The 26,327-nt window shown below is 71.3% G+C and carries 16 protein-coding genes, 4 tRNA genes and 1 riboswitch; of the genes, 8 read left to right on the top strand and 12 right to left on the bottom strand.

The genetic code is table 11. From position 1 onward, the window contains the following. Nucleotides 1-230: 230 nt before the first annotated feature. Both ACLJWH_RS22390 and ACLJWH_RS22385 read left to right on the top strand, forming a co-directional pair. Nucleotides 231-1,571 carry a PrsW family intramembrane metalloprotease gene (locus ACLJWH_RS22390; protein WP_411143509.1) on the top strand — a complete coding sequence of 447 codons (1,341 nt, stop codon included), beginning with the start codon at nt 231-233 and terminating at the stop codon, nt 1,569-1,571. A 440-nt stretch (nt 1,572-2,011) separates the two neighbouring features. Further along, nucleotides 2,012-2,314 (top strand): hypothetical protein, encoded by a 303-nt coding sequence (locus ACLJWH_RS22385; RefSeq protein WP_411143508.1) that lies wholly within the window; start codon nt 2,012-2,014, stop codon nt 2,312-2,314. Nucleotides 2,315-2,466: 152 nt separating this feature from the next. Here the strand turns inward: ACLJWH_RS22385 and ACLJWH_RS22380 are convergent, their stop codons facing one another. Beyond that, entirely contained in the window at nt 2,467-3,408 is a 942-nt protein-coding gene (locus ACLJWH_RS22380) for an aldo/keto reductase (RefSeq protein ID WP_411143507.1), read from the bottom strand. A gap of 176 nt (nt 3,409-3,584) precedes the next feature. Beyond that, entirely contained in the window at nt 3,585-4,757 is a 1,173-nt protein-coding gene (locus tag ACLJWH_RS22375) for a M23 family metallopeptidase (protein WP_411143531.1), read from the bottom strand. A gap of 389 nt (nt 4,758-5,146) precedes the next feature. Continuing rightward, nucleotides 5,147-5,281, bottom strand: a riboswitch (cyclic di-AMP (ydaO/yuaA leader). 371 nt (nt 5,282-5,652) lie between these two features. Here ACLJWH_RS22375 and ACLJWH_RS22370 point away from each other — a divergent pair. Beyond that, on the top strand, nt 5,653-6,768 hold the full coding sequence (locus tag ACLJWH_RS22370; protein WP_411143506.1) for a DUF2332 family protein: 1,116 nt from the start codon (nt 5,653-5,655) through the stop codon (nt 6,766-6,768). A 148-nt stretch (nt 6,769-6,916) separates the two neighbouring features. Here the strand turns inward: ACLJWH_RS22370 and ACLJWH_RS22365 are convergent, their stop codons facing one another. The 4 genes from ACLJWH_RS22365 to ACLJWH_RS22350 form a co-directional block, all read right to left on the bottom strand. After that, nucleotides 6,917-7,996 carry a PP2C family protein-serine/threonine phosphatase gene (locus ACLJWH_RS22365; protein ID WP_411143505.1) on the bottom strand — a complete coding sequence of 360 codons (1,080 nt, stop codon included), beginning with the start codon at nt 7,994-7,996 and terminating at the stop codon, nt 6,917-6,919. Nucleotides 7,997-8,351: 355 nt separating this feature from the next. Then, entirely contained in the window at nt 8,352-9,323 is a 972-nt protein-coding gene (locus ACLJWH_RS22360) for a LysR family transcriptional regulator (RefSeq protein ID WP_411143504.1), read from the bottom strand. Between the two features lie 235 nt (nt 9,324-9,558). After that, complete coding sequence (locus ACLJWH_RS22355; protein ID WP_411143503.1) at nt 9,559-11,331, bottom strand: MFS transporter; 1,773 nt, start codon at nt 11,329-11,331, stop codon at nt 9,559-9,561. Nucleotides 11,332-11,572: 241 nt separating this feature from the next. After that, nucleotides 11,573-12,655: an SGNH/GDSL hydrolase family protein gene (locus tag ACLJWH_RS22350; protein ID WP_411143502.1), complete on the bottom strand. Its 1,083-nt coding sequence runs from the start codon at nt 12,653-12,655 to the stop codon at nt 11,573-11,575. Between the two features lie 280 nt (nt 12,656-12,935). Between ACLJWH_RS22350 and ACLJWH_RS22345 the strand changes: the two genes are divergently transcribed. Next, complete coding sequence (locus tag ACLJWH_RS22345) at nt 12,936-13,391, top strand: CU044_2847 family protein (protein WP_411143501.1); 456 nt, start codon at nt 12,936-12,938, stop codon at nt 13,389-13,391. A gap of 22 nt (nt 13,392-13,413) precedes the next feature. On the opposite strand, the gene ACLJWH_RS22340 is transcribed toward ACLJWH_RS22345, so the two are convergent. The 5 genes from ACLJWH_RS22340 to ACLJWH_RS22320 all read right to left on the bottom strand — a co-directional run bounded on the left by ACLJWH_RS22340 (nt 13,414) and on the right by ACLJWH_RS22320 (nt 20,000). Beyond that, nucleotides 13,414-15,420 (bottom strand): serine/threonine-protein kinase, encoded by a 2,007-nt coding sequence (locus ACLJWH_RS22340; protein ID WP_411143500.1) that lies wholly within the window; start codon nt 15,418-15,420, stop codon nt 13,414-13,416. Nucleotides 15,421-15,926: 506 nt separating this feature from the next. Continuing rightward, nucleotides 15,927-16,002: transfer RNA gene (locus ACLJWH_RS22335), tRNA-Lys, on the bottom strand. A 283-nt stretch (nt 16,003-16,285) separates the two neighbouring features. Next, nucleotides 16,286-18,631, bottom strand: a complete 2,346-nt coding sequence (locus ACLJWH_RS22330; RefSeq protein ID WP_411143499.1) for a DEAD/DEAH box helicase — start codon at nt 18,629-18,631, stop codon at nt 16,286-16,288. A gap of 251 nt (nt 18,632-18,882) precedes the next feature. Further along, nucleotides 18,883-19,497, bottom strand: coding sequence for a hypothetical protein (locus ACLJWH_RS22325; RefSeq protein WP_411143498.1), 615 nt, complete (start codon nt 19,495-19,497; stop codon nt 18,883-18,885). Nucleotides 19,498-19,649: 152 nt separating this feature from the next. Further along, nucleotides 19,650-20,000, bottom strand: a complete 351-nt coding sequence (locus ACLJWH_RS22320) for a metallopeptidase family protein (RefSeq protein WP_052858520.1) — start codon at nt 19,998-20,000, stop codon at nt 19,650-19,652. A gap of 610 nt (nt 20,001-20,610) precedes the next feature. Between ACLJWH_RS22320 and ACLJWH_RS22315 the strand changes: the two genes are divergently transcribed. The 3 genes from ACLJWH_RS22315 (at nt 20,611) to ACLJWH_RS22305 (ending at nt 20,884) form a co-directional block, all read left to right on the top strand. Further along, nucleotides 20,611-20,683 (top strand) — tRNA-Glu (locus ACLJWH_RS22315). 48 nt (nt 20,684-20,731) lie between these two features. Continuing rightward, nucleotides 20,732-20,806 (top strand) — tRNA-Asp (locus ACLJWH_RS22310). A 4-nt stretch (nt 20,807-20,810) separates the two neighbouring features. After that, nucleotides 20,811-20,884, top strand: a tRNA-Phe gene (locus ACLJWH_RS22305). A 99-nt stretch (nt 20,885-20,983) separates the two neighbouring features. Here the strand turns inward: ACLJWH_RS22305 and ACLJWH_RS22300 are convergent. Beyond that, a complete protein-coding gene (locus ACLJWH_RS22300; protein ID WP_411143497.1) occupies nt 20,984-22,084 on the bottom strand; it encodes an ABC transporter permease in 1,101 nt (366 codons plus the stop codon). Between the two features lie 161 nt (nt 22,085-22,245). Between ACLJWH_RS22300 and hrpA the strand changes: the two genes are divergently transcribed. Next, the gene (gene hrpA, locus ACLJWH_RS22295) at nt 22,246-26,301 is read left to right on the top strand and encodes an ATP-dependent RNA helicase HrpA (protein ID WP_411143496.1); all 4,056 of its coding nucleotides are present in this window, start codon (nt 22,246-22,248) and stop codon (nt 26,299-26,301) included. The last annotated feature ends 26 nt before the right edge of the window (nt 26,302-26,327 follow it).

Below are 26,327 nucleotides of genomic sequence, written 5' to 3'. Positions count from 1 at the left end.
GGCCGACGGCGCGGGGCCGCACAGGGCGGCAGTCGGCACGGGGCCGCAGTCGGCACAGGCCACCCAACGGTGCGCAGACCATCCAACGGTGCGCGGGCGGTTCAACGACGCGCGGGCGGCCCAATTGTGCGCGGGGTCGTCACTCTCCTGCGCCCCCTGCACCGCCCCGCTACGAGGCCCCTCCTCGCCGCCGACCGGTGCGGGGCCGCCACCCTCGTTAGGGTCGATGGGTGCACCCGTCCCGGCCGTCCCCGCAACCGCCCCCACCGGCGTACGCGCCCGGCCTCTGCCTGCACACACCCGACGCGCACACCCCCCACACCCCCCACACCCGTCCGTACGGCTACGCCCGCCGACGCACCGCGCTCTGGCACAGCAGGACCGTCCGCGCCATCGCCCTGGTGTCCCTGCTCGCGCTCTCCGGCGCGGTCATCGTCGCGCTGGTCCGCCGGCAGACCGGCACCGAGGGCTTCCTCGTCGGACTCGGTCTCGCCGTCTTTCCCGTACCGCTGCTCCTCGCGGCGTTCTGCTGGCTCGACCGCATCGAGCCCGAGCCCTGGCGCAACCTCGCGTTCGCCTTCGCCTGGGGCGCCTGCGCCGCCACCCTGGTCGCGATCCTCGCCAACAGCTTCGCCACCGACTGGCTGGCGGCCAATATCGCCTCGGCCTCCCCGTCCGACGCCGAGGCGTGGGGTGCGACCGTCGTCGCCCCGGTCGTCGAGGAATCGGTCAAGGCCGTCGCCGTCCTGCTGCTCTACCGCTTCCGCCGACATGATTTCGACGGCATCACGGACGGCATCGTCATCGCCGGCATCACCGCCACCGGTTTCGCCTTCACCGAGAACATCCTCTACCTCGGCAACGCCTTCGGCCAGGACCGGTCGATGGGCCACTCCGGGCTGAACTCACTCACCGCGGGCACCTTCTTCGTCCGCGTCATCGTGTCCCCCTTCGCCCACCCGCTCTTCACGATCCTCACCGGCCTCGCGTTCGGCATAGCCGCGACCCGCTACCCCCTCCGCCGCGCCGCACGGACCGCGCTGGCCCTCCTCGGCCTGCTGACCGCCGTCCTCCTGCACGCCATATGGAACGCCGCCGCCTCCATCGGCGACCTCGGCTTCCTCACCATCTACGGCCTCTTCATGGTCCCCGTCTTCACCGCCCTGACCTGGCTCGCGATCTGGGCCCGCCACCAAGAGCTGCTCTCACTGCGCCGCTACCTCGCCCCCTACACGGCCGCCGGCTGGCTCTCCCCGGCCGAACCCACCGCCCTCTCCTCCCTCAAAACCCGCGCCCTGGCCCGCGACATCGCCCGCCGCACCCACGGCCCCGCCGCCGCCCGCGCCGTCACCGAATACACCGCCCTCGCCACCGCCCTCTCCTTCCACCGCCGCCGCGCCCACCTCATCGGCCCCACCCCCGACTTCAGCAAGCGCGAGGCGGCCCTCCTGCACCATCTGTGGCAGCACCGGGGGTGGGCGTATCCGGCGCTGGCGGGGGCGTTGGTGGCTACGCATCGGCCGGTCTCCCCTCCACCGCCGCCCCTTCCGCTGCACCCGCACCGGACATGAGCCTCCCGCCTTATCGGCTCTGGGCTGTGTCCGCAGGCCAATCGGCCACGGGAATTCATCGACACCCAGACCAGCCCCCTCGCGCTCTTCTTCCCGAACAGCCACACAAATTGAACGTGGGCGGAGCTGCGGAACATTGCGGTTCCCTGCCTCCAGAAGATGCCAACCGCAGAACCAGTACCCAGGCTCTCAATATCCTTGGTGATCGAATAGCCCTGACGACGGAGTGAGCTGCCGCGCGACCCACGCCGGCGCACATCGCGCATATCGGCACCGGCGATCCGTAGACCTGAGGGCAGTTCGGCTCTCAGGTTTCGGGATGGTCCTGCGATGCCCTTCAGTGCGGAGCCGTGCTGCCAAGGAGCCGGGGACTGCCAGCCGCGGAGCGCTCGCGCATAGAGTCGGTTTGGTTCCTTCATTCCAGATGCGGAGGTTTTGAAATGGCTGGTGTACCGACCGGTGCGGTTGCCGCAGGTGGGCTGGTGGCCGGATACGGCGTCGCCCGATGGACGAAGAAGCGGCCGCTGGGTGGGGTGGCTCTGGCGGCTGCGGGGGCGGTGGCGGCGCGGGAGTGGCAGCGGAAGGCCGGGAATGTGACGGCCGTGGCGTTGAGCGGTGCCTATGTCGCGGCGTTCGCCGGGTCGCATCCGTTGGCGAAGAAGATCGGGGCGTGGCCGTCGGTGTTCGCGGTGGCGGGTGGGGTTGCGCTCGCTTCGTGGGTGGCGGCCGACCGTCGGTCGTGAGGCCGTAACGGCAAGGCGTAAGGACAAGGCGTAGGACATGGTTGCGGGCCGGGGCGATCACCGCCCCGGCCCGCAACCATGCTCTGCCCCCGCCGGTCAGCCGGTCAGCCGGTCAGCCGGTCAGCCGGTCAGCCGGTCAGCCGGTCAGCCGGTCAGGCCGAAGCCTCGTTCAGCAGGGTGAGTTCCGGGTCGGTGAGGGTGAGGTCGGAAACGGCCAGGAGGGCCGGGAGTTGGGCGGTGGTGCGGGCGCTGGCGATGGGGGCGGCGACCGTGGGCTGGGCGCCGAGCCAGGCGAGGGCGACGGTGGCGAGCTCGGCGTGGTGGGCCGCGGCCACGGAGTCCAGCGCGGTCAGCACCTTGCGGCCGCGCTCGGTGGCCAGATACTCCGCCGCCTTGCCCGAGCGGGCGCTCTCCACCGTCGTGCCCGGACGGTACTTGCCGGTCAGGAAGCCGGACGCGAGGGCGTAGTACGGGATGGCGGCCAGGCCGTTGCGGGCGGCGACATCGGCCAGTTCGCCCTCGTAGGTGTCGCGGGAGACCAGGTTGTAATGGGGCTGTACGGCGACGTAGCGGGCCAGGCCCTCACGTGCGGAGAACTCCAGGGACTCCGCGAGGCGGGCGGCCGAGATGTTGGAGGCGGCGATCTCGCGGACCTTGCCGGCCTGGACGAGGTCGTTGAGGGCGGTGAGGAACTCCGCGACCTCGACCGACTCGTCGTCGAAGTGGGTGTAGTACAGGTCGATGTAGTCCGTGCGCAGCCGAGTCAGGGAGGCGTCCACGGCGCGCTTGATCGTGGCGGCGGACAGGCCCTTGAGGTCCGGGTGGGCACCGACCTTGGTGGCGATGACGACGTCGGCACGGTTGCCGCGCGCGGCCAGCCAGTTGCCGATGACGGTCTCGGACTCGCCGCCCTTGTTGCCCGGTACCCAGGCCGAATAGACGTCGGCGGTGTCGATGAAGTTGCCGCCGCCCGCCACGTACGCGTCGAGAACGGCGAAGGACTCGGTTTCGTCCGCGGTCCAGCCGAAGACGTTGCCGCCGAGGCAGAGCGGGGAGACGGAGAGCGAGCCGAGGGGCTTCTGTGTCGCGGTCATACGCGGTTTCAGCGTGGCCCGGAGAGGAGTTATTCCGAGGGAGGGGGGAAGGGAGGGCCAATTACTCCGGTTGGGTGGTTCGTTCGGGTGTGGGCTGAGGAGTGCGGAGTGAGGAGTGTGGGGTGTGGGGTTCGGTGCGCTGGGTGCGAGGCGTCGGGCATGGGGCCCGTTCGGGTTCAGATGTTCAGGCCGCGGTCACGGAACCAGGACGTGGGGTCGATCGGGCTGCCGGCGTCCGGGCGGACCTCCAGGTGGAGGTGGGGGCCGGTGACGTTGCCGGTGGCGCCGACGCGGCCGATGACGTCGCCGGTGGTGACCTTGCCGGAGGTCTTCACCATGGAGGACAGATGGCAGAACCAGAGTTCGGTGCCGTCGTCGAGGGTGAGGACGATGCGGTAACCGTACGAACCGGCCCAGCCCGCCTGGGTGATGGTGCCGGAGTGAACCGCTCTGACGGGAGTGCCGGTCGGTGCGGCGAAGTCCTGCCCGGTGTGGTTCGCCGCCCAGCGGTCGCCGACCTGGCCGAAGCCGGCGGTGAGGGTGTAGGAGGAGACGGGGACGACGAAGTTCTTCGCCAGTTCGGCGAGGCGCGCGGCCTCCGCCTTCTCGCGGGCCGCTGCCTCCTCCTGCCGCTTGGCCTCCAGCGCCGCCGCCTTCTTGGCCGCCGCGGCCTGCTCGGCCTTCGCCTGGTGCGCGGCCGCGTCCCGCTCGGCCTGCTGCACGGCGGCCCGCTCCGCGGCTTCGCGCGCTTCCTGCTCCGCCGTGCCCTGCTGCGTATCGGCCTGCTGCAAGATGCGGCTGCGCAGCGCCTCGCCCGCGCCCTGGCCCTGCCCCGGAGCGGCCTCGTCCGGGCTGAGACCGGCTTGGACGAGGACGGAGCTGGTGTCCGCATCCGTCTTCGCATCCGTCTTCGCGTCTGTCTTCGCGGCTGTCTTCGCGCCCACGCCCACGCCGGCGTTCGCGTTCGCGTTCGCGTCCGCGTTCGCGGAGTTTGTCGTGCCGTCCGACGACATGAGGGCGCCGATACCCGGGAGGGAGGCGGGGTCCGGCAGCTTGTCGACGATGTCCTCGGCGATGCCGCCCAGGTCGGGCAGGTCGGGCAGGTCGGGCATGGAGATCGGAAGCGGCGGCTTGTCCTCGGCCGACGCCATCCCGCCCGCGCCGACCGCCGCGATGACGCCGACGCCCAGGACCGTACCGCCGCGGGCGAACCCGCTGCTGCGCTGCTTTCCGACCCGGTGCTTGCCACGGACCGTACGGATGGATTCCTCGGCGGGATTCCACTCGTCCCACGGTCCGTCGCCATCGCCGTCGCCAACGCCAACGGCATCGACGGTGCCACCGCCGATGACGGTGGCGTCACGGCTGACGGTGCCGTCGCCATTGGCGCCAGTGCCACGGTCGCCGCCCGTCCGTCCGCCCCCGGCTATCCGTCCGTCGCCGTTCCCCAGCCCAGCGCCGCCGCGATCGCCCGCACCGCCGTACGCACGGCCGGGATCACGGCCGCCGATGCGGCTGTCGGCACGGCTGTCGATGCTGCTGTCGACACGGCGGTCGTCGATACGGCTGCGGCCAACCCCACGACTGTCGCCGAGGCCATCCCTACGGACATCGGACGGGCCGGCCATACGGGCATCGAAGGGGCCGGCGAACGGGCCGTCAGTGGGGCCGCGGTCAGCGAGGTCGTAGGCGGTCGGAACCTCGGAGGCAGAGCTGTTGGACGCCACGGGGGCGCACTCCTTTCCTTCCCTCTCGCCTACCGGGTTAGCTGACGGGTTCGGAGCAGGAAGGTCTCCTACGGGCGCCCGCTGGCGGGAGGCGTCCGATTCACCCCAAGGTGGTGGTTCCCCGGTTCCCTCGGCGCGTTCCGTACACATCGACGCGGTGCTCTGTGCTGCTGTGTGGTGCTGTCCGACGTGCGGTACTGAGGTGCCTGGACGCGTCTGACGTGCCTGAAGTGCGCTTGCGGGATTCGGCGTCGGCGCGCGGGGCCGCCTCTTGCGACGGCTGAAACGACCGCGCTCCGTTATCGGACAGTAATAGAGACGGCGGCCGATTTCCAAGCGTTCCCCCGAATCCGCACCGACTTCAGGTCGGTTCTGGCCTGGACTTTTTCACCCATGAAGGCGTCAAACCGGGCGAGTTGACCGGACGTCGGCAAACGAACCTTCGACGATTGTGCGCCAGTCGTTATGCAGAGGGGTGCACGATGGCTACGGAGCGTAAGAGCGCTACGGTCTGATCATGGTCGTCAACGTCGTGAACGTCGTCAACAACGCGCAGACAGTTGCGGATCGGTACCGGGACTTCTCCTGGCGGCAGGCTCGGGGACGGTCCGAGGCCCACGAGGAACTGACCGCACGTATAAGCCAGGACCCGGAATTCTGCGATCTGCTGTCGGGGTCGCTGCCCGCCGGCAACAAGCAGCAGCCGAACCTCCTCCTCGCCGCCGTCCGCTATCTCGACGGTCCGCACGCCGAACAGGGCCCGCGCGGCGAGTCGGCGTACGGGCGCTGGCGCGAGTGGACGATCCGGCACTGGGACGAGGTCCGGACGGTGATCATGCGGCGCGCCACCCAGACCAACGAACCGGGCCGCTGCGCCACGCTGCTGCCGCTGCTCGCCCGCCTCCCGCAGCCGCTCGCGCTGCTGGAGGTCGGCGCGTCGGCGGGCTTGTGCCTGTACCCCGACCGCTATCGGTACCGGTACCGGAACGCCGGGGCCGCGGGGACCGGGACGGAGGTGGGGGCGCCGGAGAACCCGGTGACGTTCGAGTGCCGGACGAGCCGGGAGGCCGGAGCGGCGGAGCCGACGGTCCCGGCTCCCGGGGCGGCGGGCGCTCTCCCCGAGATCGTCTGGCGAGCGGGCATCGACCTGAACCCGCTCGATCCGGCCGCCGAACCCGACGACCTCCGCTGGCTGCACGCCCTCCTCTGGCCGGGCGACCCGGACCGGGCGGCGCGGCTCTCGGCCGCCGTCGAAGCGGTACGGCCGGTGCCCCGCCCGCGGATGGTGCGCGGCGATCTGGTCGAGGAGCTGCCCGCCCTCGCCGCCGAGGCCCCGCCGGAGGCGACCCTCGTCGTCTTCCACACCTCCGTGCTCACCTATCTCCCGCTCGACCGCCGCGAGGAGTTCGCCCGGCTCGTACGGTCGCTTCTCGCGGAGCGGCCGGGCCCCGGTCACTGGATCTCCAACGAGCACCACAGCGTCCTGCCGTGGATCACCACTCCGGCGCACGAGGCGCTGCGCCCCGAGGACGGACAGCCGCTGACCCTCGCGCTGGACGAGCGCCCGGTCGCCCTCACCGGCCAGCACGGCGAGCACCTGCACTGGCTCCGGGAGCCGGCAGCCGGCGGGTGAGCCGCGGCGGCGGTCCGCACGTCCGGGCCGGGCCGGGCCACGGTCACGGTCACGTACAACCTTCCCGTCACGTACGACCCTCCCGTCACGCACGCCCCACCTCACATACGCCCCGCCTCACATACGCCCCTGCGCCACCCTCCGTCCCCTACGCCCCCAGCGGCCGCCGCACCGCCAGCAGGGCCATATCGTCCGCCGACGCCCCGCCCGAATGCCGGGCGACGTCCTCGACCAGCGCGTCCAGGAGGTCGTCCGGCCCGGTGAAGTGGCGGCCGCGCAGCCGGGCCGCCGGATCGTAGAACTCCCCCGTCCGGTCCCGTGCCTCCGTCACCCCGTCCGTGAACAGCAGCAACATGGACCCGGCCGGGAAGAACGTCTCGTCCGCCCGGTCCGGCCACCCCGCCACCTCGCTCATCCCCAGCGGCAACGCGGGCGATGCCGGGGTCAGCTCGCACAGCCCGCCGTCCGGACCGATCAGCAGCGGGGCCGGGTGGCCGCGGTTGAGGACGCGCAGTGCGGCGCGCTCATCGGCGGGGACCTCCGCGAGCACGGCCGTGGTGAACCCTTCGAACTGGTCGATGCCCTCGCGCCGCCCGCCCTCCCGCTGGAGCGCCCGTTCCAGCCGGCCCGCCACCGCCTCCAGGGTGGCCTCCTGCTCCGCCGCCTCCCGGAAGGCACCGATGACGACCACCGCGGCCTCCACCGCCTCCAGCCCCTTGCCCCGTACATCGCCGACGATCATCCGTACGCCGTGCGGGGTGTCCTGGACCGCGTAGAGATCACCGCCGATCCGGGCGTCCGCCCGCGCCGCCACATAGCGCGCGCCGACCGCGAGCGGGCCGATCCGGGCGGGTGGCGTGGGCAGCAGGGCCCGCTGGGCGGCCTCCGAGACGTCCCGTACGGACGCCAGCTGGGCATCGCTGAGGCGTACGACCCGGTTGATGCCGAGCGCCAGTACGGCGACGACGAAGACCGTGGAGGCTTCGGCGACGGTCTCGTTCACCGTCGCCCCACGGTGGTACGTGACGACCCAGAGCTCGCCCGCGACGGCGGCGACGGCCGTGATGGCGGTGGTACGCAGGGAGTAGAGGGGCGCCGCGACCAGGGGGGCGGCGGAGAAGAACGGCGAGGCCGTGTAGCGGGGCGGGGTCCCGATGTCGAAGAGGAGGCCGGCGGCGATCAGGAGGACGGGGAGCCAGCGCGCCAGCCGGCGGCCGAGCGGGGACATCCGGGCATGCCGCGCCTTCCGTTCCCGATCGCCGATACGGTATTTGCCGCCTCGAAGCATCCGCACCGGCCTCTTCCCGCTCCCGCCCGTCCGCCGGGACATCGTCGTCCAGCGACACCGTCATTGAGGAAACCGTTGTGCCATGGGGCCGGCCCTGACTCCGTATCCGGATACGGAGCCGTACCCGGATACGGCTCCGGGTCCGCGCCGCCGGGCGGCACCCTCGACCTCCCAAGGCTTTCCGGTACGGGGCCGCGCGGCGAATCCTCATGGGCCGGACGGGTCACGGGGAGGGCGTGGCGGGTGAACCGGGTGAGTCGGGTGAACCCGGGGGAGTCAGAGGGAACCGGGGGAGTCAGGGGGAACCGGGTGCGGCGGGCCGGTCCGGCAGGGTGGCCGCACCACCGGCGGCGCGCCCGCCCTCGCACTGCCCCACCGTGGCGCGCGCATGCGCGAGGAACCGAGGCGTCAGCGGATGTGCGTGGTGCCGGGGAAAGACGATGTGCAGCGGCACCGGCGGCGCGTCGGGTATCGCTACAAAAGAGACGAACGGGTGGATGTGCCGTCGGCCGATGGACTCGGGGACGACGCCGACGCCACGGTTTCCGGCCACGGCCTCCAGCCAGTCGTCGAAGTTCTCGCAGTACGCGGCGACTTCGGGCCGCGCGCCCACGGGCCAGTCCGCCAGGTCCGACGTACCGCTGACCCGGTTCACCACCAGACGCCGACGGGACAGCTCCGACCAGCTGATCTCGTCCCGTCCGGCGAGCTCCGAGCGCACCGACACCGCGGCGATGCGGGGCTCGTGCAGCAGCGTGACCGCCTGCATGCCGGGAGCCGTGACCCGGCCCCGGAGGATCGCGATATCGGCCGTACCGCTGTCCACTCCCGCCAGCGCGGCATCGTGCCGGTGGACGCGTACGCCGATGCCGGTCTCCGCCTCGAACCGCTCGATGGCTGCCTGCGGCCAGGTAGCGGGGAATCCCCAGGCGAAACCGATACGGAAGAAGGAACCGTCCGCGACCGGCCGCAGCGCCGCGTCCAGACGGGGCAGCAGCATCCGCAGCTCGTCATACAGCCGGTCGCCTTCCGGCGTGAGCGTGACCTGCCGGGTCGTACGCTCCAGCAGGCGGTAGCCGATCAGCTCTTCCAGCCGCCGGATCGTACGGCTCACCGTCGGCTGGGAGAGCGCCAGCCGCTCGGCCGCCCGCGTGAAGTGCTGCTCCTCGGCCAGGGCCACGAAACAGCGCAGATGGTGCAGTTCGATCCCCGCGGCGGGCGGCTTCCGCGCACCCGGGGTCGTCTGCACACCCGGAGCCGTCTGCACACCCGACACAATCGGCGCACCGGGCACGATCGGTACGCCCCGTGCATTCCCCACGCCCTGTGCATTCCCCACGCCCTGCGTGTTCCGCATGCCCTGCGAGTTCCGCATGCCCCGAATCCTAGACAGGGCGTCGAACGCCACCTTGGCGGTGTCGGTCGTCATCCGTCGGTCGTCATCCGTCGGACATCGGACATCGGAGATCGGACATCGGGCACTGGACATCAGGCATCAGGCATCAGCCCTCCGCAGACCTCAGCGGCCCTACGGACCCGGTGATCTCGGTGATCTCGGTGACCTCAGCGGCCCCGGCGGTCTCGGCGGCCCCGCCAGCCTTGGCAGTCTCGGCAGCCCCGACACCCTGCCCGCTCCCGGCGCTCCCGGCGACCCTGGTACTCCCAGTGCCCCCGGTGCTCCCAGTGCCCCCGCCCGCCCCGGCCCCCTCCCCCGCAGGACACGCCGCCCCGCCCCCACTCCGCCCACCACGCATCCCGAGCGAGATGACCAGGAAGGCGACGACGGCCACCCCGGCCAGCAGCCACATCGCCGCCTGGTTGCCACGGAGGAACAGATCACCGAAGAGTTCATCGGCCTCCCGACTGCCCAGACCGGTGTGCGTGCGCAGCGCCGCGGCGCCCGCCGAAGGATCGGCGACCACCGCCTCGGCCCACGCCCCGCCGGGCAGGTGCCGCGCGGCGAGGGCGTCGGTCAGCGAGTCCGCCGCGGACCAGCGGTAGACCGCCATGCCGACGGCCAGCCCGATCGCCCCGCCCAGGTTGTGGAACGTCCACGACGCGCCGACGGCCGTCCCCGCCAGCCGGTCCGGTGCGGAGGACAGAGCGGCGACGGTGGCCGGGCCGAGTACGAACGCCCAGCCGGCGCCCATCAGCAGGAACGCGACCACGATGCCGGCGACGCCGCTGTCGCGGGTGAACCGCGCCTGGAGCACGGCCGACAGCGCGAACGCGGCGAAGCCGACGCAGAGCAGCAGCCGTGGCGGAAAACGGTCCGCCAGCCGCCCCACCACCGGGGAGAGCAGCGCCACGAGCGCGGTGCACGGCAGCAGCATCAGCCCGCTCGCGTATCCCTGGTAATGCCGTACCGAATACAGAAACAGCGGCATCAGGAAGAACGCCAGGCAGTAGAAGAAAGCCAGTGAGAAATCGGCCACGATGGCACCGATGAACGTACGGTTCGCGAAGAGCCGGAAATCAATGATCGGGGAGACAACCTTGCGCTCCACGACGCAGAACGCGGCGAGTGCCAGCCCCCCACCACCCAGCAGCCCGATAATTCGCCCGGATCCCCATCCCCAGGTGTCCCCCAGCGTAAGCCCCAGAATGACCGCGGGCAGCCCGGCCGTCAGCAAGATGAGCCCGAGCCGGTCCATTCGCTCGTTTCCGCCACCACGCGATTCCCGCACCGTCGGGAAACACATCGCCAGCGCGATGACGATGAGCGGAACATTCAGCCAGAACACCCAGCGCCAGCCGAACCCGCTGACGATGACCCCGCCGAGCACAGGACCGACCGCCAGGCCGACGCCGTTGACGCCGTACAGCGCCCCGATGGCCTTGCCGCGCTGCTCCGGCGGGAAGGCGTGCGCGACGATCGCGCTGGTGGCGGTGTAGAGCACGGCGCAGGCGGCGCCCTGTACGAAGCGGCAGACGATGAGCAGCCGCACGTCCGTGGCGGCCCCGGCGGCCAGCGAAGCGACCCCGAAGACGACGGTCCCGCAGTAGAGGACCCGCCGGCGCCCGTGCGCATCGGCCAGCCGCCCCATCGTCACCATGAACATGGACAGCGCCGCGATAAAGATATTCACGACCAGCTGGAGTTCGGTGACCGTCGCGCCCAGATCGCCCTGAATCTCCGGGGCCGCGGTATTGACGATGGTGAGATCGATACACCCGAGAAAGCTGATGACGCCCACTCCGGCAAATGCCCACCAGCGCCGGTACGAGCCGTACCCGTCCGCGCCGTTCCCGTACCCGTCATCACCGAGGTGCATCACATTCACCGTGCCCCGTACCGTCTTTTCGGCGCCGCCGGTTCGGCACCGCGGACGAAGCTAACGGGACGGTGCGAGGCCGGACAAATAGCCGGACCGCCCGATTCATGCGGACGGTGAATGAATGCATTTCCCGTGAATGCCCGGTAAAATCGCTTGCGGCCCGCCCCGCCGCCGGCCGCCGAAGCAACCGGCAACGGAACAGGCCGGATTCACCTGCCGTCAGAACGCTCCGGATCCGTCAGAGCACTCCGGATCCACGTACCGTCAGGATCTGCCGCCCCACCACCGGAACGAGCGCGCGCCGGTGCTCGAAAGCGGCCCGGACCTGACGTGCCTGGTTGTCCGCGCCATGGACATTGGGGTGCACAAAGGTGCACGCCTCACCGTTGCCAGGGATCTCGTCACAGAGTGCGGACGGCGTATCCGTCTGGTCCCCGTCTCCCGTGAGGTCGTCCTTGACCCCGTACATCCACCTCTCACCTTCGGGTTCACACAGCCCGTGGCCGGCGCTCGGCCCATAGCTGTCGACATAGGTCGCGCCGTGCTCGACGGCGTGCCGTTCGATCAGTTCGTTGAGCTCGCGCTCCAGGCCGTCCAGCCAGGGCATGTCCTTCTTGGCGGTGGTGCCGAGCTGACGCCAGACGCCCCAGCTACAGCCGCCGTTGACCGGAACGATCGCCGGATAGCCGACGACCAGGACCTTGGCCCGCGGCGCCCGGTCCCGGATCCCGGTCATCATCCGACCGAAATCGTGGTCCAGTTGGACGAACTTGCCCGCCAGCCACTCCCGCCCCTCCCCGGTGGTGAAGTAGTCCGTGCACGGCGTCCCGAGGCCGAGCGACCGCGCGCCGCGCTCAAGGCACTGGGTCACGATGCCCCCGAAGCCGAGGCTGTTCCCGCCGATGCCGACGCTCACGTAGTCGGTGTCGTCGTGGAGGTAATCGATCTGCGGGCGCTTCTCCCGCCAGCCGCCCGCGGGCGGTACGGAGGGCGGGCCGTGCAGCTTCGAGGCCGGCTGCGGCCCCAGAACGCCGTCCCGCACCTCGGCCGCGCCGCAGGTGACATCGGTGAGGCGCAGACCCAGCTCCTGCGCGACCTGGTGCGGGTAGTCGCGGTACGAGCGGCCGCAGCCGTCGCTCTCGCCCCACGGCCGTACGAAGACATCGGCGCTGTAGGAGTCACCGAGGGCCACATAACTCGGCGCACGGCTGTCGGCGGCACGGGCCGCCGGAGCCGGACCGAACACGGACAGAACGGCAGCGAACGCGGCGGCCGCGGCGAGCGACGCGCGGACGAGTGAGGGCATACGGGGTCTGGACATATGGTCGCCCTTCATGACGTATCGGGACGCTCTCCCAATATCGCTGCGAATCGTAACCAAACCGGCACGCTGCGCGACCGACGCATCACACACACCACCCACAGAGGTGCCCCCGCTCCCCGGCAACCACCCGCCTCCGCCGGACACCGCTCACCGCTCACCGCTCACCGCTCACCGCTCACCGCTCACCGCTCACCGGGCAGGATCCCCCCCCCGTTCCCCCGTCCCCCTGTTCCGCTGTTCCCCCGTCACGCCGGTGGGCGATCGGCACAATGAAAACGTGCCGGATCTCCATGAATCGCAGCTCGCCGAACCGCAGCCCCAAGAACCGCAGCTCGCCGAACTCAGCCTCCGCGACGGGACGACGATCCGCCTGGAACTGACCCCGACCGGCTCCGGTCCCGCCCCGTCCCCCCAAGGCCGGCCCGAAAAGGCGGACGCGCCCGATGGAGCGGACCCGCCCGAAGGCACCGGCCCGACCGTGCCGGCACCCCGGAGCGGTGCGGGCACCACCACGGCCGCCGTCGCGGCGCTGCGGACGACCCTGCGCCCGCTGGGCCCCCTGCTCCAGGAGATCCACGACGTGATCACCACGTCCGAACAGCCGCCGAACGAGCTGTCGGTGCAGTTCGGTGTGCAGGTCGGCCAGGACCTCAAGCTCGGCATCGTCGGGGTCAACGGCCGGGCGAGCCTCACGATCACGGCGACCTGGCAGCCGCGGCCCCGGGCGGAGTGAGGGGCCGATGCCGCGCCGTCCCTCAGCTGGCCCGCTCGTAGTGGTATCCGTCGCCGTGGGCGGGCCCCACGTTGTGGCGGATGCCGCTCGGGTCGTCGAGGATCAGGTACGAGGGGTCCGAGGTTCCGCAGATTCCCGTCGACCGGGCCTGGTCCACGACGGCGGGGCCGATGTTGATGCGGTTCCCGCCACCCGCCACGGAGACGAGCTTGGCCACGTTCTCGCAGTGGCCCGTACCGGTGATATCGCTGATGAGCCGGACGGCGTGACCGCCCGTGGCGGCCCGGGAGATGATCAGCGTGCCCGGCTGGATGGCGTACTGACCGGTGAGACTCCAGGTGCCGACGAAGGACGAGGGGACCTTGCCGCCGTCGGAAGTACCGCCGCCGGCCGTACCGGAACCGCCCGCACCGCCGCCGGAGTTCGCGGTGTTCGAACCGCCGGAGGAGCTGGAGCCACCGGAGCTCCCAGGGTCCGAACCGCCGGAGGCCGACGGCTGCCCCGCTGAGCCCTCACCCCGGCCCGCCGTACCGCCTTTGCCCTGGCCCTCTTTCTCCTTGCCGCCACCTCCGCCTTCTCCTCCGTCGGTGGCTTCGCTTTTGCCCTTGTCATCGGAGCCCTGTGGAGAGCTCGCGCCCTGGGGCGGTGAAGAACCGGGCAGCACCGAGGAGCCACCGGGAGTCGGCGAGGTGGTCCGGACGTTGCCGGGGCGCCCGGCTTGCGGGCCGCTGTCGGGCTGGAGCAGGGTCACGGCGCCGCCACCACCGACCCCGACCACGGCGACCGCGGCCACAATGACCATCGGCCGGCGAGACCGCCGCTCCCGCTCCGGGGTCTTGGCCGGTGACCGCCCTGCCTCCCGTGGCTCCCCTGCCTCCCCGCCTCCGGGTGCCGCTTTCTCGGCTTCGCCGACGGACGAGGCCGAAAACACAGCCGGGGCTGGCGCCAGGTCCAGGGCCGGGGCCGGGGACTTCCCCCGGAGGCCGACCGTGGCGCGGTCGGGGGTCCCCGGGGCCGACGACGCGTCCGCCGACGAAGCCGACGCGTCCGCCGCCGGAGCCGCGCCCGGCTCCCGTACGGGAGCCGCCTCCGCGTCCAGGAGCCGCGCCGCCTGCCGTGCCAGGTGCGCCACGAGCTCCGCGGGCAGCCATACGCCGTTCGCCGTCGCCTGCCGCGGGGGATCCGCCAGCAGCTCGCCCACGCCCGCGCGCCCTGCGACGTCCTTCGCCAGACAGCGGGCGATCAGGGTGCGCAGGGCCTCGTCCCGCACCTCGCTCAGATCGGGATCGTCCTCGGCGATCTGGTACATCACCGCGTGCTGATTGCCCGCGCCCTGCCCGAAGGGCAGCAGGCCCGTCGCCGCGTACATCAGGACGCAGCCGAGCGTGAAGACATCGCTCGCGGTCCCCGCCTCCTGGCCGCGGACCTGCTCGGGCGACATGAATCCGGGCGAGCCGATGACCATTCCGGTGCTGGTCAGCAGGGACTCCACCGAGGTCTGCAGAGCGCGCGCGATGCCGAAGTCGATGACCCGGGGGCCCTCAACGGTGAGCATCACATTGGACGGCTTCAGATCACGGTGCACGATCCCCGCCGCGTGGATGTCCTTGAGCGCGCGCAGCAGGCCGTCGGCCAGCGCGTGTACGGAGTCCGCGGGCAGCGGGCCGTACCGGCGGACGACCTGCTCCAGGGAGGGACCGGGCACATAGCCCGTGGCCACCCAGGGCCGGTCGGCATCGGGGTCCGCGTCGAGTACGGGTGCCGTATAGCGTTCGCCGACGCGCCGCGCCGCGTCGATCTCCCGGCGGAAGCGGGCCCGGAAGTGCGCATTCGACGTGTGCTCCTCGTGCACCACCTTGACGGCTACCGTGCGCCCGCCTTCGGACCGGGCCAGGAACACCCGGCCCATCCCCCCGGCCCCGAGCCGGCCGAGCAGCAGATAGGGCCCGATCCGTTGCGGGTCGCCCGGCGCGAGTGGCGGTATGCGCCCGAAATCATCGTCCGGTTCGCCACTCTTGGCACTGCTCATATCGATCTGATCCCCCGGTGATCGTCCCCATACGGCCGACTGAACTCGGGCAAGGATAAAGGGCGTTGCCGCAGCCACGAAGCTCCGGCGACCGGGGCACGAGCGGACGCCGGCGGGCCCCCATGTCACACATTGCGGCAACCCCGGCGGCCACCGAGCCCGGCCGGCACCACCATGGCGAACGCAGGGAACGCAGGGAACGCAGGGAACGCGGGGACAGTGGCGTACGCGGCGAACGCGACCGGCGTGCGCCCGAGGCCCATCAGCCGCAGGACGGGCCCATGACACCGGCACCCGGCGGCCAGCGCCCCTCCCGGGCCCTCGTCGCCTTCCGCCGCCTCCCGGCAAGCACCCATCACCCGCCGATCACACCTCGTGAACCACATCACATCGCCACGATCACCACGCGAGGCGGAGGCAGCACACCGAACGACGCAGCGCCCCGTCCGAAAGATCCCGGACGGGGCGCTGCGCAGCAGTTCAGAGCCGCTGTATCGCGAAGCTTCTGGTGGGCCATCAGGGGCTCGAACCCTGAACCAATGGATTAAAAGTCCACTGCTCTGCCAATTGAGCTAATGGCCCGCACCGAGCAGCATAGCCCGAGGACGCGCCGAAGCCCGAAGGCACAGGCCCCCGGCCGGCTCACCGGGGCGCGGGAGGCGTCGGCGGCGGACCGGGACCGGGCGCCCCCGGCAGCCCGGTCCACGCCCGCCGCCCGCACAACGCACAGGGCCCGTACGGCACTTGTGTGTCGTACGGGCCCTGTGGTGGATCAGCTCTTCCGCTCGGCGACCGGGCGGAAGCGATCGATCCGATCTGCTCAGGTCGGAGCAGATCAAGCCGGATCAGATCGGGTCAGACCAGATCAGCCGTTGCGCTTCCAGCGCGGCTTGTCGTCGCGGCGGCCGAAGGAGCCGGTCGAGGTGCCGGAGCCACGGTGGTCGTCGCGGCGGCCGTAGGGGCGGTCGCCGCCGCCGGAGCGGAAGCCGCCCGAGGACGGACGCCCACCGGAACGGTCGTCACGGTTGAACGGACGGTCGCCGCCGCCGGAGCGGTAGCCACCGGAGGACGGACGCCCACCGGAACGGTCATCGCGGTTGAACGGGCGGGCGGGGCGGTCGCCGCGGTCACGGTTGAAGCCACCACCGGAACGGTCGTCACGGTTGAAACCGCCACCGGAACGGTCATCGCGACGGTCACGGCTGAAGCCGCCACCCGAGCGGTCGTCACGGCGGTCACGGTTGAAACCACCACCGGAACGGTCATCACGACGGTCACGGTTAAAACCGCCACCGGAACGGTCGTCACGGTTGAAACCGCCACCCGAGCGGTCATCACGGCGGTCACGGCTGAAGCCGCCACCCGAGCGGTCGTCACGACGGTCACGGTTGAAACCACCACCGGAACGGTCATCACGACGGTCACGGTTAAAACCGCCACCGGAACGGTCGTCACGGTTGAAACCGCCACCCGAGCGGTCATCGCGACGGTCACGGCTGAAGCCACCGCCCGAGCGGTCGTCACGGCGGTCGTCACGGCGGTCGCGGCGGTCGAAGTTGCCGCGGTCGTCGCGGCGGTCGTCCCGACGCTCGTAGGAGGCGGAGCGGCGCGGCGCCTCGTCCGGCGCGGCAGCGGCCTGGGCCGGTACGACGGCCTCGGTGGGCTCGGGGGTCGCGGCAGCGGCGGCGACCGCCTCTGCCGGGTCCTCGCCCCGCTCGCGCGCGGCCCGAGCGGTCAGCCGGTCGGCGTCCTCACGCAGCTCGGTGGCGCGGCGCTGGAGGCGCTCCAGCTCGCGGGTCAGCTCCTGCACCTCGCGCTCCGCCTGCTTGGCGGAGTTGTTGGCCGAGTCGGCCTGCACCTCGGTGAGCGAGCGCGCGCCGGTGATCCGGGCGACGTCGTCGTCGAAGACACCGGCACCGCCGACGATGTGGCGCGAGGCGTCGACGCCCGCGTCCTCCATCAGGCGGAAGATCTGCCGGCGCTGGTGCGGCAGCGACAGCGAGACGACCGTGCCGGACTGGCCGGCGCGGGCGGTACGGCCCGAGCGGTGCAGGTAGTCCTTGTGGTCACCGGCCGGGTCGACGTTCAGGACCAGGTCGATGCCGTCGACGTGGATACCGCGGGCGGCGACGTCGGTCGCGACGAGCGCGTTGACGTAACCGTCCTTGAAGTCCGCGAGCACCCGGGTACGCGCGCCCTGCGTCATACCGCCGTGCAGCGCGTCCGCCTTCACGCCCGACTCGACGAGCTGCTCGGCGATCCGGTCGGCGCCCAGCTGGGTGCGGACGAAGATGATCGTGCGGCCCTTGCGGGCGGCGATGGCGGCCGTGACCGGCGCCTTGTCCTTCGGCTTCACGACGAGGACGTGGTGCGTCATGGTCGTGACGTTGCCCTGGGCGCTGTCGACCTCGTGGCTGACCGGGTCGGTCAGGTAGCGCTTGACGAGGGTGCCGATCTCGTTCTCCATCGTGGCGGAGAAGAGCATCCGCTGACCGCCCTCGGGCACCTGGTCGAGCAGCTCGGTGACCTCGGGCAGGAAGCCCAGGTCGGACATCTGGTCGGCCTCGTCGAGGACCGCGACCTGGGTGTTCGCGAGCGAGCAGGCGCCGCGGTTGATGATGTCGCGCAGTCGGCCCGGGGTGGCGACGAGGACGTCGACCCCGCGCTCCAGGGCGTAGATCTGGTTGCCCATGGACGTACCGCCGCAGACGACCTTGATCTTCAGGCCGAGGACGTCGCCGTACGGCTGGAGCGCGTCGGCGACCTGCATCGCGAGCTCGCGGGTCGGGGTCAGGATGACGCCGCGGGGCTTCTTCTTCTCGGTGTGGCCGCCGGACAGCGTGGCCAGCAGCGGCAGACCGAAGGAGAGGGTCTTGCCGGAGCCGGTACGGCCGCGGCCGAGGATGTCCTTGCCGGCCAGGGCGTCCGGGATGGTCGCCGCCTGGATCGGGAACGGGGTGGTGACACCGTTCTGCGCCAGCTTGCGGACGACGCCCTCGGGCAGACCGAGGTCCGCGAAGGTGATGGTCGGCTCAGCGGCCTCAGCGGCCTCAGCCGACTCGGCCTGGGGCTCGGCGGCCTCGGTCGCCTCGGTCGCCTCGGTGGTGTCGGCCGTCTCGACCGCGGCGGCCGTCTCGGCCGACTCGTGCGTCTCGGGAGCCGTCTGCTCGTCGTCTGCGGGCATGACGGACTGCTCAGTGGAAATTGACATGCGAAATGCGAAACCTTCCGGAGTCTCGGCACGCGCCCAAACTCCGTGTGATTTCACAAAGACCGCCTCTATGCGGTCAGCCACGGCAAGGGAGAGAACGCGCCACGCGGCGCGCTTCTGTCTGGCGCCGGGCAAATGGGATCAAACGATCTACCACCATACGCACTCCTCCCCCCGGAAGGCAAATGGCCCCCTCGCCCGCCCCTGCTTCCCCTCCCCTCCAGCCCCTCCCCCGCTACCTCACGCACCCCTCACGCATCCATCTCCATCTGCGGGTACACCGGCGAAACGGCCGACGGACCGGACGCGTGCACACTCGGCGGCGGGGAGCTGCTCGGCTCCGGCGCCGGCTTCGTGACCGACGGCGTGGGGGTCGGCGAGGGCGGTGGCGGCGTCGGCCGGCCCGCCCGCGAGGGCGGCGGATCCGCGGGCCGCTCCGTGTGCTCACCGCCGTGCTCCGCGGACCCGCCGTGCGCCGCGCCCGCACCGGGCACCGGACCGGACGGCTTCACCGGCAGCACCGGCGTACCCCGTACGGATGCCGTCGGCGTCGCACCCGCCGACGGCTCCGATTTCTCGCCCCCGTTCGGGCGCTGCGCGTCCCCGGCGGTACGGCCCATCCGCCGCGGCCCCTCGCCACGCCCGTCCGTCGTCAGCCCGCCGGGCCCCGGGCCGGCCCCCTTCCCGTCGCCGTGCCGCGCGGCGCGGCCGGACGGTTTCGGCGACTCCGGATCGCTCACGCTCATGCACCCGGCGAGCGACGCGGCCAGCGCCGAGACGGCCACCGCGGCGGCGGTCACCCGGCCCAGCGCCCGGCCGGCGGGCGCGGCCGGCACCGGCGACGGATCCAGGCAGGCGGCGGGCACCGGGCCCGCATGTGGCTGTGATGTCAGGTCGGATTGGCGCGAAGTGAGCGGGCGCACGGGCGGGACCTCCGGAGCGCGAGGAAGCGGCGACGGGCGCCCTGCCCAACTCCCGCCCACCGCCTGAGGACACGCGCACCGGGCACCCGATCCCCTCAGCCGTAACCGAGCGCGTGCAGCCGCTCGTCGTCGATCCCGAAGTGGTGCGCGATCTCGTGCACGACCGTCACCTCGGTCTCCGCCACCACATCCGCCCGCGTCTCGCACATCCGCAGCGTCGGCCCCCGGTAGACCGTGATCCGGTCCGGCAGCACCCCGGCGTACCACTCCCCGCGCTCGGTCAGCGGTGTCCCCTCGTACAGCCCGAGCAGCCCGGGGTCGTCGGCCGGCGGTTCGTCCTCGACGAACACCGCCACGTTGTCCATCAGCCGGGTCAGCTCCGGCGGGATCCGGTCCAGCGCCTCGGCGACCAGTTCCTCGAACTCCTCGCGCGTCATTTCCAGCACGCCCCCATTCTCCGCCACCGGCCCCGCAACCGATCGTCACGGCCGCACCGCCACCGCGCGAAACCACGGCCGTACGGTCCCCGCCCGCAGCCCTCCGCACCGCTCCGCCCGTTCCGGCATCGACGCCCTCCGGCCCGCTCTCCCCCATTCCGCCCCGCCGACGGCCGGCAACACCCGCACCACCGGCGCCGAATGCACCATCCGCCCCAAGAAGTTGGCGCGCCCGGCCGCCGACGCCACCGAGCTCCGCACCGCCGCCTTGGCGCCGCCGCCACCCAGCCGGACCCCGCTCCGGACACCGGGACCCGCCCCTGGCCCCCGTCCCCGGCCCCAGCACCCCGCACGTCCGGGTCCGCGTCGGCCACGACACACGCGGCGCACGGACACACCCGGCCGGCCACGAACACCTCACCGCCCCGGACAATGACCAGGTCACCCGCGCGCGCCACCCCGTCCGGCCCTCTCCGCCACCCCGCCCCGGGCCCTTCCCCCGACCCGTCCCGGCCCCCTTCCGACGGCCCCCGGTAATCCGTTTTGGCGAACCGTCCCCCCATCCCATATGCTTCTCACGTCCCCGACGGCGTCGCCAAGACGCCAAGGTGGGCCATCAGCCCTCATCGTCTAGTGGCCCAGGACGCCGCCCTTTCAAGGCGGTAGCACGGGTTCGAATCCCGTTGGGGGCACGCATTACCGTGTGCGAGACTGGCTCAGGCCGCTTTCGCACATTGCAAGGTCCTGTGGAGCAGTTTGGAGTGCTCGCCACCCTGTCAAGGTGGAGGCCGCGGGTTCAAATCCCGTCAGGACCGCTGCGGCTGGGTAGCTCAGTTGGTACGAGCGATCGCCTGAAAAGCGATAGGTCGCCGGTTCGACCCCGGCCCCAGCCACACCCATTGGAAGAAGGCCCCGATCCATCGGATCGGGGCCTTCTTCGTGCTTCTGCTCCCGCACCTCGGCCGAGGCCCGGCCGAGGTGCGTACCCGGACTCAGGCCGTGACCGGCACAGGCTCGCGGCCGCCCGGATGGCGGTGCCGCAGGACCCAGAAGACGGTGCAGGACACCACCGCCCAGGCACCCAGCACCAGGAACGGGAAGAGGTGCTGGGAGCCTCTGAAATAGACGGCGGTGTGCTGGGCGTTGACCGAGGCGCCAGGCGGCAGCCAGCGGCCGATGAAGCCGAGGACGGACGGCAGCAGCGGCCAGGAGACCGCGCCGCCCGAGGACGGGTTGCCCAGCAGCACCATCAGTCCCCAGGTGGGCAGCATCGCCCAGCGCCCCATCAGGGTGTTGAACATCGTGAAGACCATGCCGGTCGTGAACATCGTCAGCGCCAGGATCAGCCAGGACTCCATGAACGGCAGCCGCAGCGCGCCCAGCCACCAGTCCACCACCGCCACGATGGCGAACGCGCCCAGCAGCGCGTAGACGACGGTGCAGGCGATCCGTTCGGCCGGCCGGAGCCTGGCGGCGTGCACGCTGAGCTGGATCGCCCCGACAAAGCCGACGATCACCGCGGCGAGCGAGATGTAGAAGAGCGCCAGCCCGCGCGGATCGCCCTGCTGAAGCGGCTTGATGTCCCGGACGGTCACCGGCACGCCGGCCTCCTTGGCGACCTTCGGACCGGTCTCCGCCAGCAGCTGCGCCACCGACGCGCCCGCGGCACCGGCCACGTCCAGCTCCACCCCGTTGCCGCGGAACCGCAGGATCGCGAACTCCTGCTGCTCCTCGACGGCCTTCTTGGCCTCGCCGTACGTGGGGTAGAGCGTCAGCCGGAGCGAGGCGTTCAGCGCCTGCTCCATCCCGTCGGCGAACGCCTTCTGCCGCGGGGCGTCGCTGGAGCCGACGACGGCGGTGGGGATATGGCGCGGGGTCGGGTTCGCCATGGTGTAGGTGTACGACCCGGCGAAGAGACCGGCCGCCGCGGCGAGGATGAAGATCAGCACGACCGCGGGCAGGAACGGCGACTTCCTGGCGGCCGCCCATCTCCGCGACCAGGTCGGCGGCCGTCCGTGCGCCCCGTGCGGAACCGGATCACCGTGCGAAACAGGATCACCGGGCGGAACAGGATCACCACGCCGATCAGACATATGGACACGCTAAAGCACCAATGCCGGACATACCCGGGCGGGTGCCCCGGCGTCGCGGTCCGATCCGTGCCCCGGCGGCGCCCGCCCGTGGCGCCCGGTTCCGCCGGACGCCCGCAAATGGTTCGCCAGTCGATTCGGGGAGGTGAGATCCTGGAGGACGTATGACCAGTCAGCCTGCCCCCGCCCTGCCCGCCCTGCTGGAGCGACTGCCCGAGCTGATGCTGCGCGACCAGCAGCGGCTGGGGCGCCGACTCGACGGCGCGCGCCGGATCCGTAAGCCCGAAGCCCGAGCCACCGTGCTCGCCGAGATCGCCGACGGGATCGACGAGGCGGAGCTGCGCGTCGCCCGGCGGCGCGCCGCCGTCCCCGAGGTGACGTACCCGGAACAGCTCCCGGTCAGCCAGAAGAAGGACGAGATCCTCGCCGCGATCCGGGACCACCAGGTCGTGATCGTCGCGGGCGAGACCGGCTCCGGCAAGACCACCCAGATCCCCAAGATCTGCCTGGAGCTCGGCCGGGGTGTCCGCGGCCTGATCGGGCACACCCAGCCACGCCGGATCGCGGCCCGTACGGTCGCCGAGCGGGTGGCCGAGGAACTGCGGACCCCGCTGGGCGAGGCGGTCGGCTGGAAGGTCCGCTTCACCGACCAGGTCGGCGGCGAGACCCTCGTCAAGCTGATGACCGACGGCATCCTGCTCGCCGAGATCCAGACCGACCGCGAGCTGCGCCAGTACGACACGATCATCATCGACGAGGCACACGAACGCAGCCTCAACATCGACTTCATCCTCGGCTATCTGGCGCAGCTGCTGCCCAAGCGGCCGGACCTGAAGGTCGTGATCACCTCCGCGACCATCGACCCGGAGCGGTTCGCCCGGCATTTCGGCAGCTTCGCGGCGGTGGGCGCCGGGGACGGCGACGCGGCGCCGGCCGGCGCGCCGATCGTCGAGGTCTCCGGCCGTACGTATCCGGTCGAGGTCCGCTACCGCCCGCTGCTGGAGGAGGGCGGCCAGGAAGGCGACCGCGACCAGATCACCGCGATCTGCGACGCCGTGGACGAGCTCCAGGCCGCGGGGCCCGGCGACATCCTGGTCTTCCTCTCCGGCGAGCGCGAGATCCGCGACACCGCGGACGCGCTCATCAAGAAGAACCTCCGGGCCACCGAGGTGCTGCCGCTGTACGCGCGGCTGTCGCACGCCGAGCAGCACCGCGTCTTCCAGAAACACGCCGGCCGCCGGATCGTGCTCGCCACGAACGTCGCGGAGACCTCGCTGACCGTCCCGGGCATCCGGTACGTCATCGACCCCGGTATGGCCCGGATCTCGCGCTACAGCTTCCGCACCAAGGTGCAGCGGCTGCCGATCGAACCGGTCTCGCAGGCCAGCGCCAACCAGCGCAAGGGCCGCTGCGGCCGTACCAGCGACGGCATCTGCATCCGGCTGTACTCCGAGGACGACTTCCTGAGCCGTCCGGAGTTCACCGACGCCGAGATCCTGCGGACCAACCTCGCCTCCGTCATCCTCCAGATGACCGCGGCCGGCCTCGGTGACATCGAGAAGTTCCCGTTCATCGACCCGCCGGACCGCCGCAACATCAAGGACGGCATCGATCTGCTGCACGAGCTCGGCGCGCTGGAGGGCAGGGCGAAAGCCGGGGCGCCCGGCGGTTCGGGCCCGGCCCGCACGCGAACGGGTCAGCAGCTCACCCCGATGGGCCGCAAGCTCTCCCAGCTGCCGGTCGACCCGCGGCTGGCCCGGATGGTGCTGGAGGCCGACCGCAACGGCTGCGTCCGCGAGGTGATGGTCATCGCGGCGGCGCTGTCCATCCAGGACCCGCGCGAGCGGCCCTCGGACAAACAGCAGCAGGCCGATCAGCAGCACGCCCGCTTCAAGGACGAGACCAGCGACTTTCTGGCCTTCCTCAATCTGTGGCGCTATGTCCGCGAACAGCAGAAGGCGCTGTCGTCCTCCGCGTTCCGGCGGATGTGCCGTAACGAGTTCCTGAACTATCTGCGGATACGCGAGTGGCAGGACATCTACTCCCAGCTGCGTTCGGTCGCCAAGACCATGGGCATTCACCTCAGCGAGGACGATGCGGCGCCCGAGCACATCCACACTTCCTTGCTTTCCGGTTTGCTTTCGCATATCGGCCTGAAGGACACGGACGCCAAGAACGAATACCTGGGCGCCCGCAGTGCAAAGTTCGCGGTCTTCCCGGGCTCCGCCCTCTTCAAGAAGCCGCCGCGCTGGGTCATGTCCGCGGAGCTGGTCGAGACCTCCCGCCTCTGGGCGCGGGTGAACGCGAAGATCGAGCCGGAATGGGTCGAGCCGCTCGCGCAGCACCTGGTGAAGCGGACATACAGCGAGCCGCACTGGGAACAGAAGATGGCCGCGGTGATGGCGTACGAGCGGGTGACGCTCTACGGCGTCCCGGTCGTCGCCCAGCGCAAGATCACCTATGGACGGATCGATCCGGAGACCTCCCGCGATCTGTTCATCCGCAATGCCCTGGTCGAGGGTGATTGGCGTACTCATCACCAGTTCTTCCATGACAACCGCAAACTGCTCGGCGAGGTCGAAGAGTTGGAGCACCGCGCCCGGCGGCGCGACATTCTCGTGGACGACGAGACGCTCTTCGACTTCTACGACCAGCGCATTCCGGCGGACATCGTCTCCGGGGCGCACTTCGACGCCTGGTGGAAGAAGCGGCGCCAGGAGGAGCCCGAGCTCCTCAACTTCGAGCACTCGATGCTCATCAACGAATCCGCCGGGGCCGTCACCAAGGACGACTATCCGGACTCGTGGCGCCAGGGAAAGCTGAAGTTCAAGGTCACCTACCAGTTCGAGCCCGGCGCGGACGCGGACGGCGTGACCGTCCACATCCCCCTCCAGGTCCTCAACCAGGTCTCCGCCGAGGGCTTCGACTGGCAGATCCCGGGCCTGCGCGAGCAACTGGTGACCGAGCTGATCCGGTCACTGCCCAAACCGATCCGCCGCAATTACGTCCCGGCGCCGAATTTCGCCGCCCGCTTCCTGGACTCCACGGTGCCGCTGCAAGGCGCCCTGACGGCCTCCCTGGCCGCGGGGCTGCAACGGATGGTCGGGGTGCCCGTGGCGGCCGCGGACTTCGACACCGGCAAGATCCCCGACCACCTCAAGATCACGTTCCGGGTGGTCGACGAGCGGCGCCGCAACGTGGCCGAGAACAAGGACCTCGAAGCGCTGCGGCTCCAGCTCAAGCCGAAGACCCGGGCCGCCATCTCCAAGGCGTTCGAACAGGCCGCCGAGCGGCCCGCCCGGGACGGCGCGGGCGGCACGGGCGACGGCCGGGCGCCGGCGGGCCCGGAGCAGCGGACCGGGCTGACCTCCTGGACGATCGGCACGCTGCCGCGCACCTTCGAGACCCGGCGCGCAGGCCAGCCGCTGAAGGCGTACCCGGCGCTGGTGGACGAGGGCAGCAGCGTCGCCGTACGCCTCTTCGACACCGAGGCGGAGCAGCTGACGGCGATGTGGGCGGGCACCCGCCGCCTCATCCTGCTCAACATTCCCTCCAACCCCGCCAAGTTCGCCCAGGACAAGCTGTCCAACCAGCAGAAGCTCGCGCTGTCCCGCAATCCGCACGGCTCCATCCCGGCCCTCTTCGAGGACTGTGTGACGGCCGCCGCCGACCGGCTGATCGCGGCCCGAGGCGGCCCGGCGTGGGACGAGGAGTCCTTCCGGAAGCTGTTCGACGCGGTGCGCGCCGATCTGGTGGACGCGACGCTGCGGACGATCCAGCAGGTGCAGGAGGTGCTGGCCGCCTGGCAGGCGTGCGAGCGCCGGCTGAAGGCGACGGCGTTCCCCTCCCTGCTGCCGTCGCTGGCGGACGTCAAGGAGCAGCTGGCGGCCCTCGTCAAGCCGGGTTTCGTGACCGCGCACGGCGCCAAGCGGCTGCCGGACCTGATGCGCTATCTGGTGGCCGCCGACCGCCGCCTCCAGCAGCTGCCCACCAACGCCGAGCGGGACCGCACCCGGATGGCGAAGGTGAAGGAGATGCAGGACGAATTCGCCTGGCTGCTGGAGCAGTTCCCCGCGGGCCGCCCGGTGCCGGCCACGGCCCTGGAGATCCGCTGGATGATCGAGGAACTGCGGGTGAGCTACTTCGCGCATGCGCTGGGGACGGCGTATCCGGTCTCGGACAAGCGCATCGTGAAGGCGGTGGACGCGGCGGCGCCCTAGCCTTCAGCGGGGCCACCGGCGCGGCC

This window comes from Streptomyces sp. x-80, assembly GCF_046549095.1.
Lineage (GTDB): Bacteria > Actinomycetota > Actinomycetes > Streptomycetales > Streptomycetaceae > Streptomyces > Streptomyces celluloflavus.
Note: the sequence above shows the minus strand (reverse complement) of the source record. Positions and strands in the feature narration are given on the sequence as shown.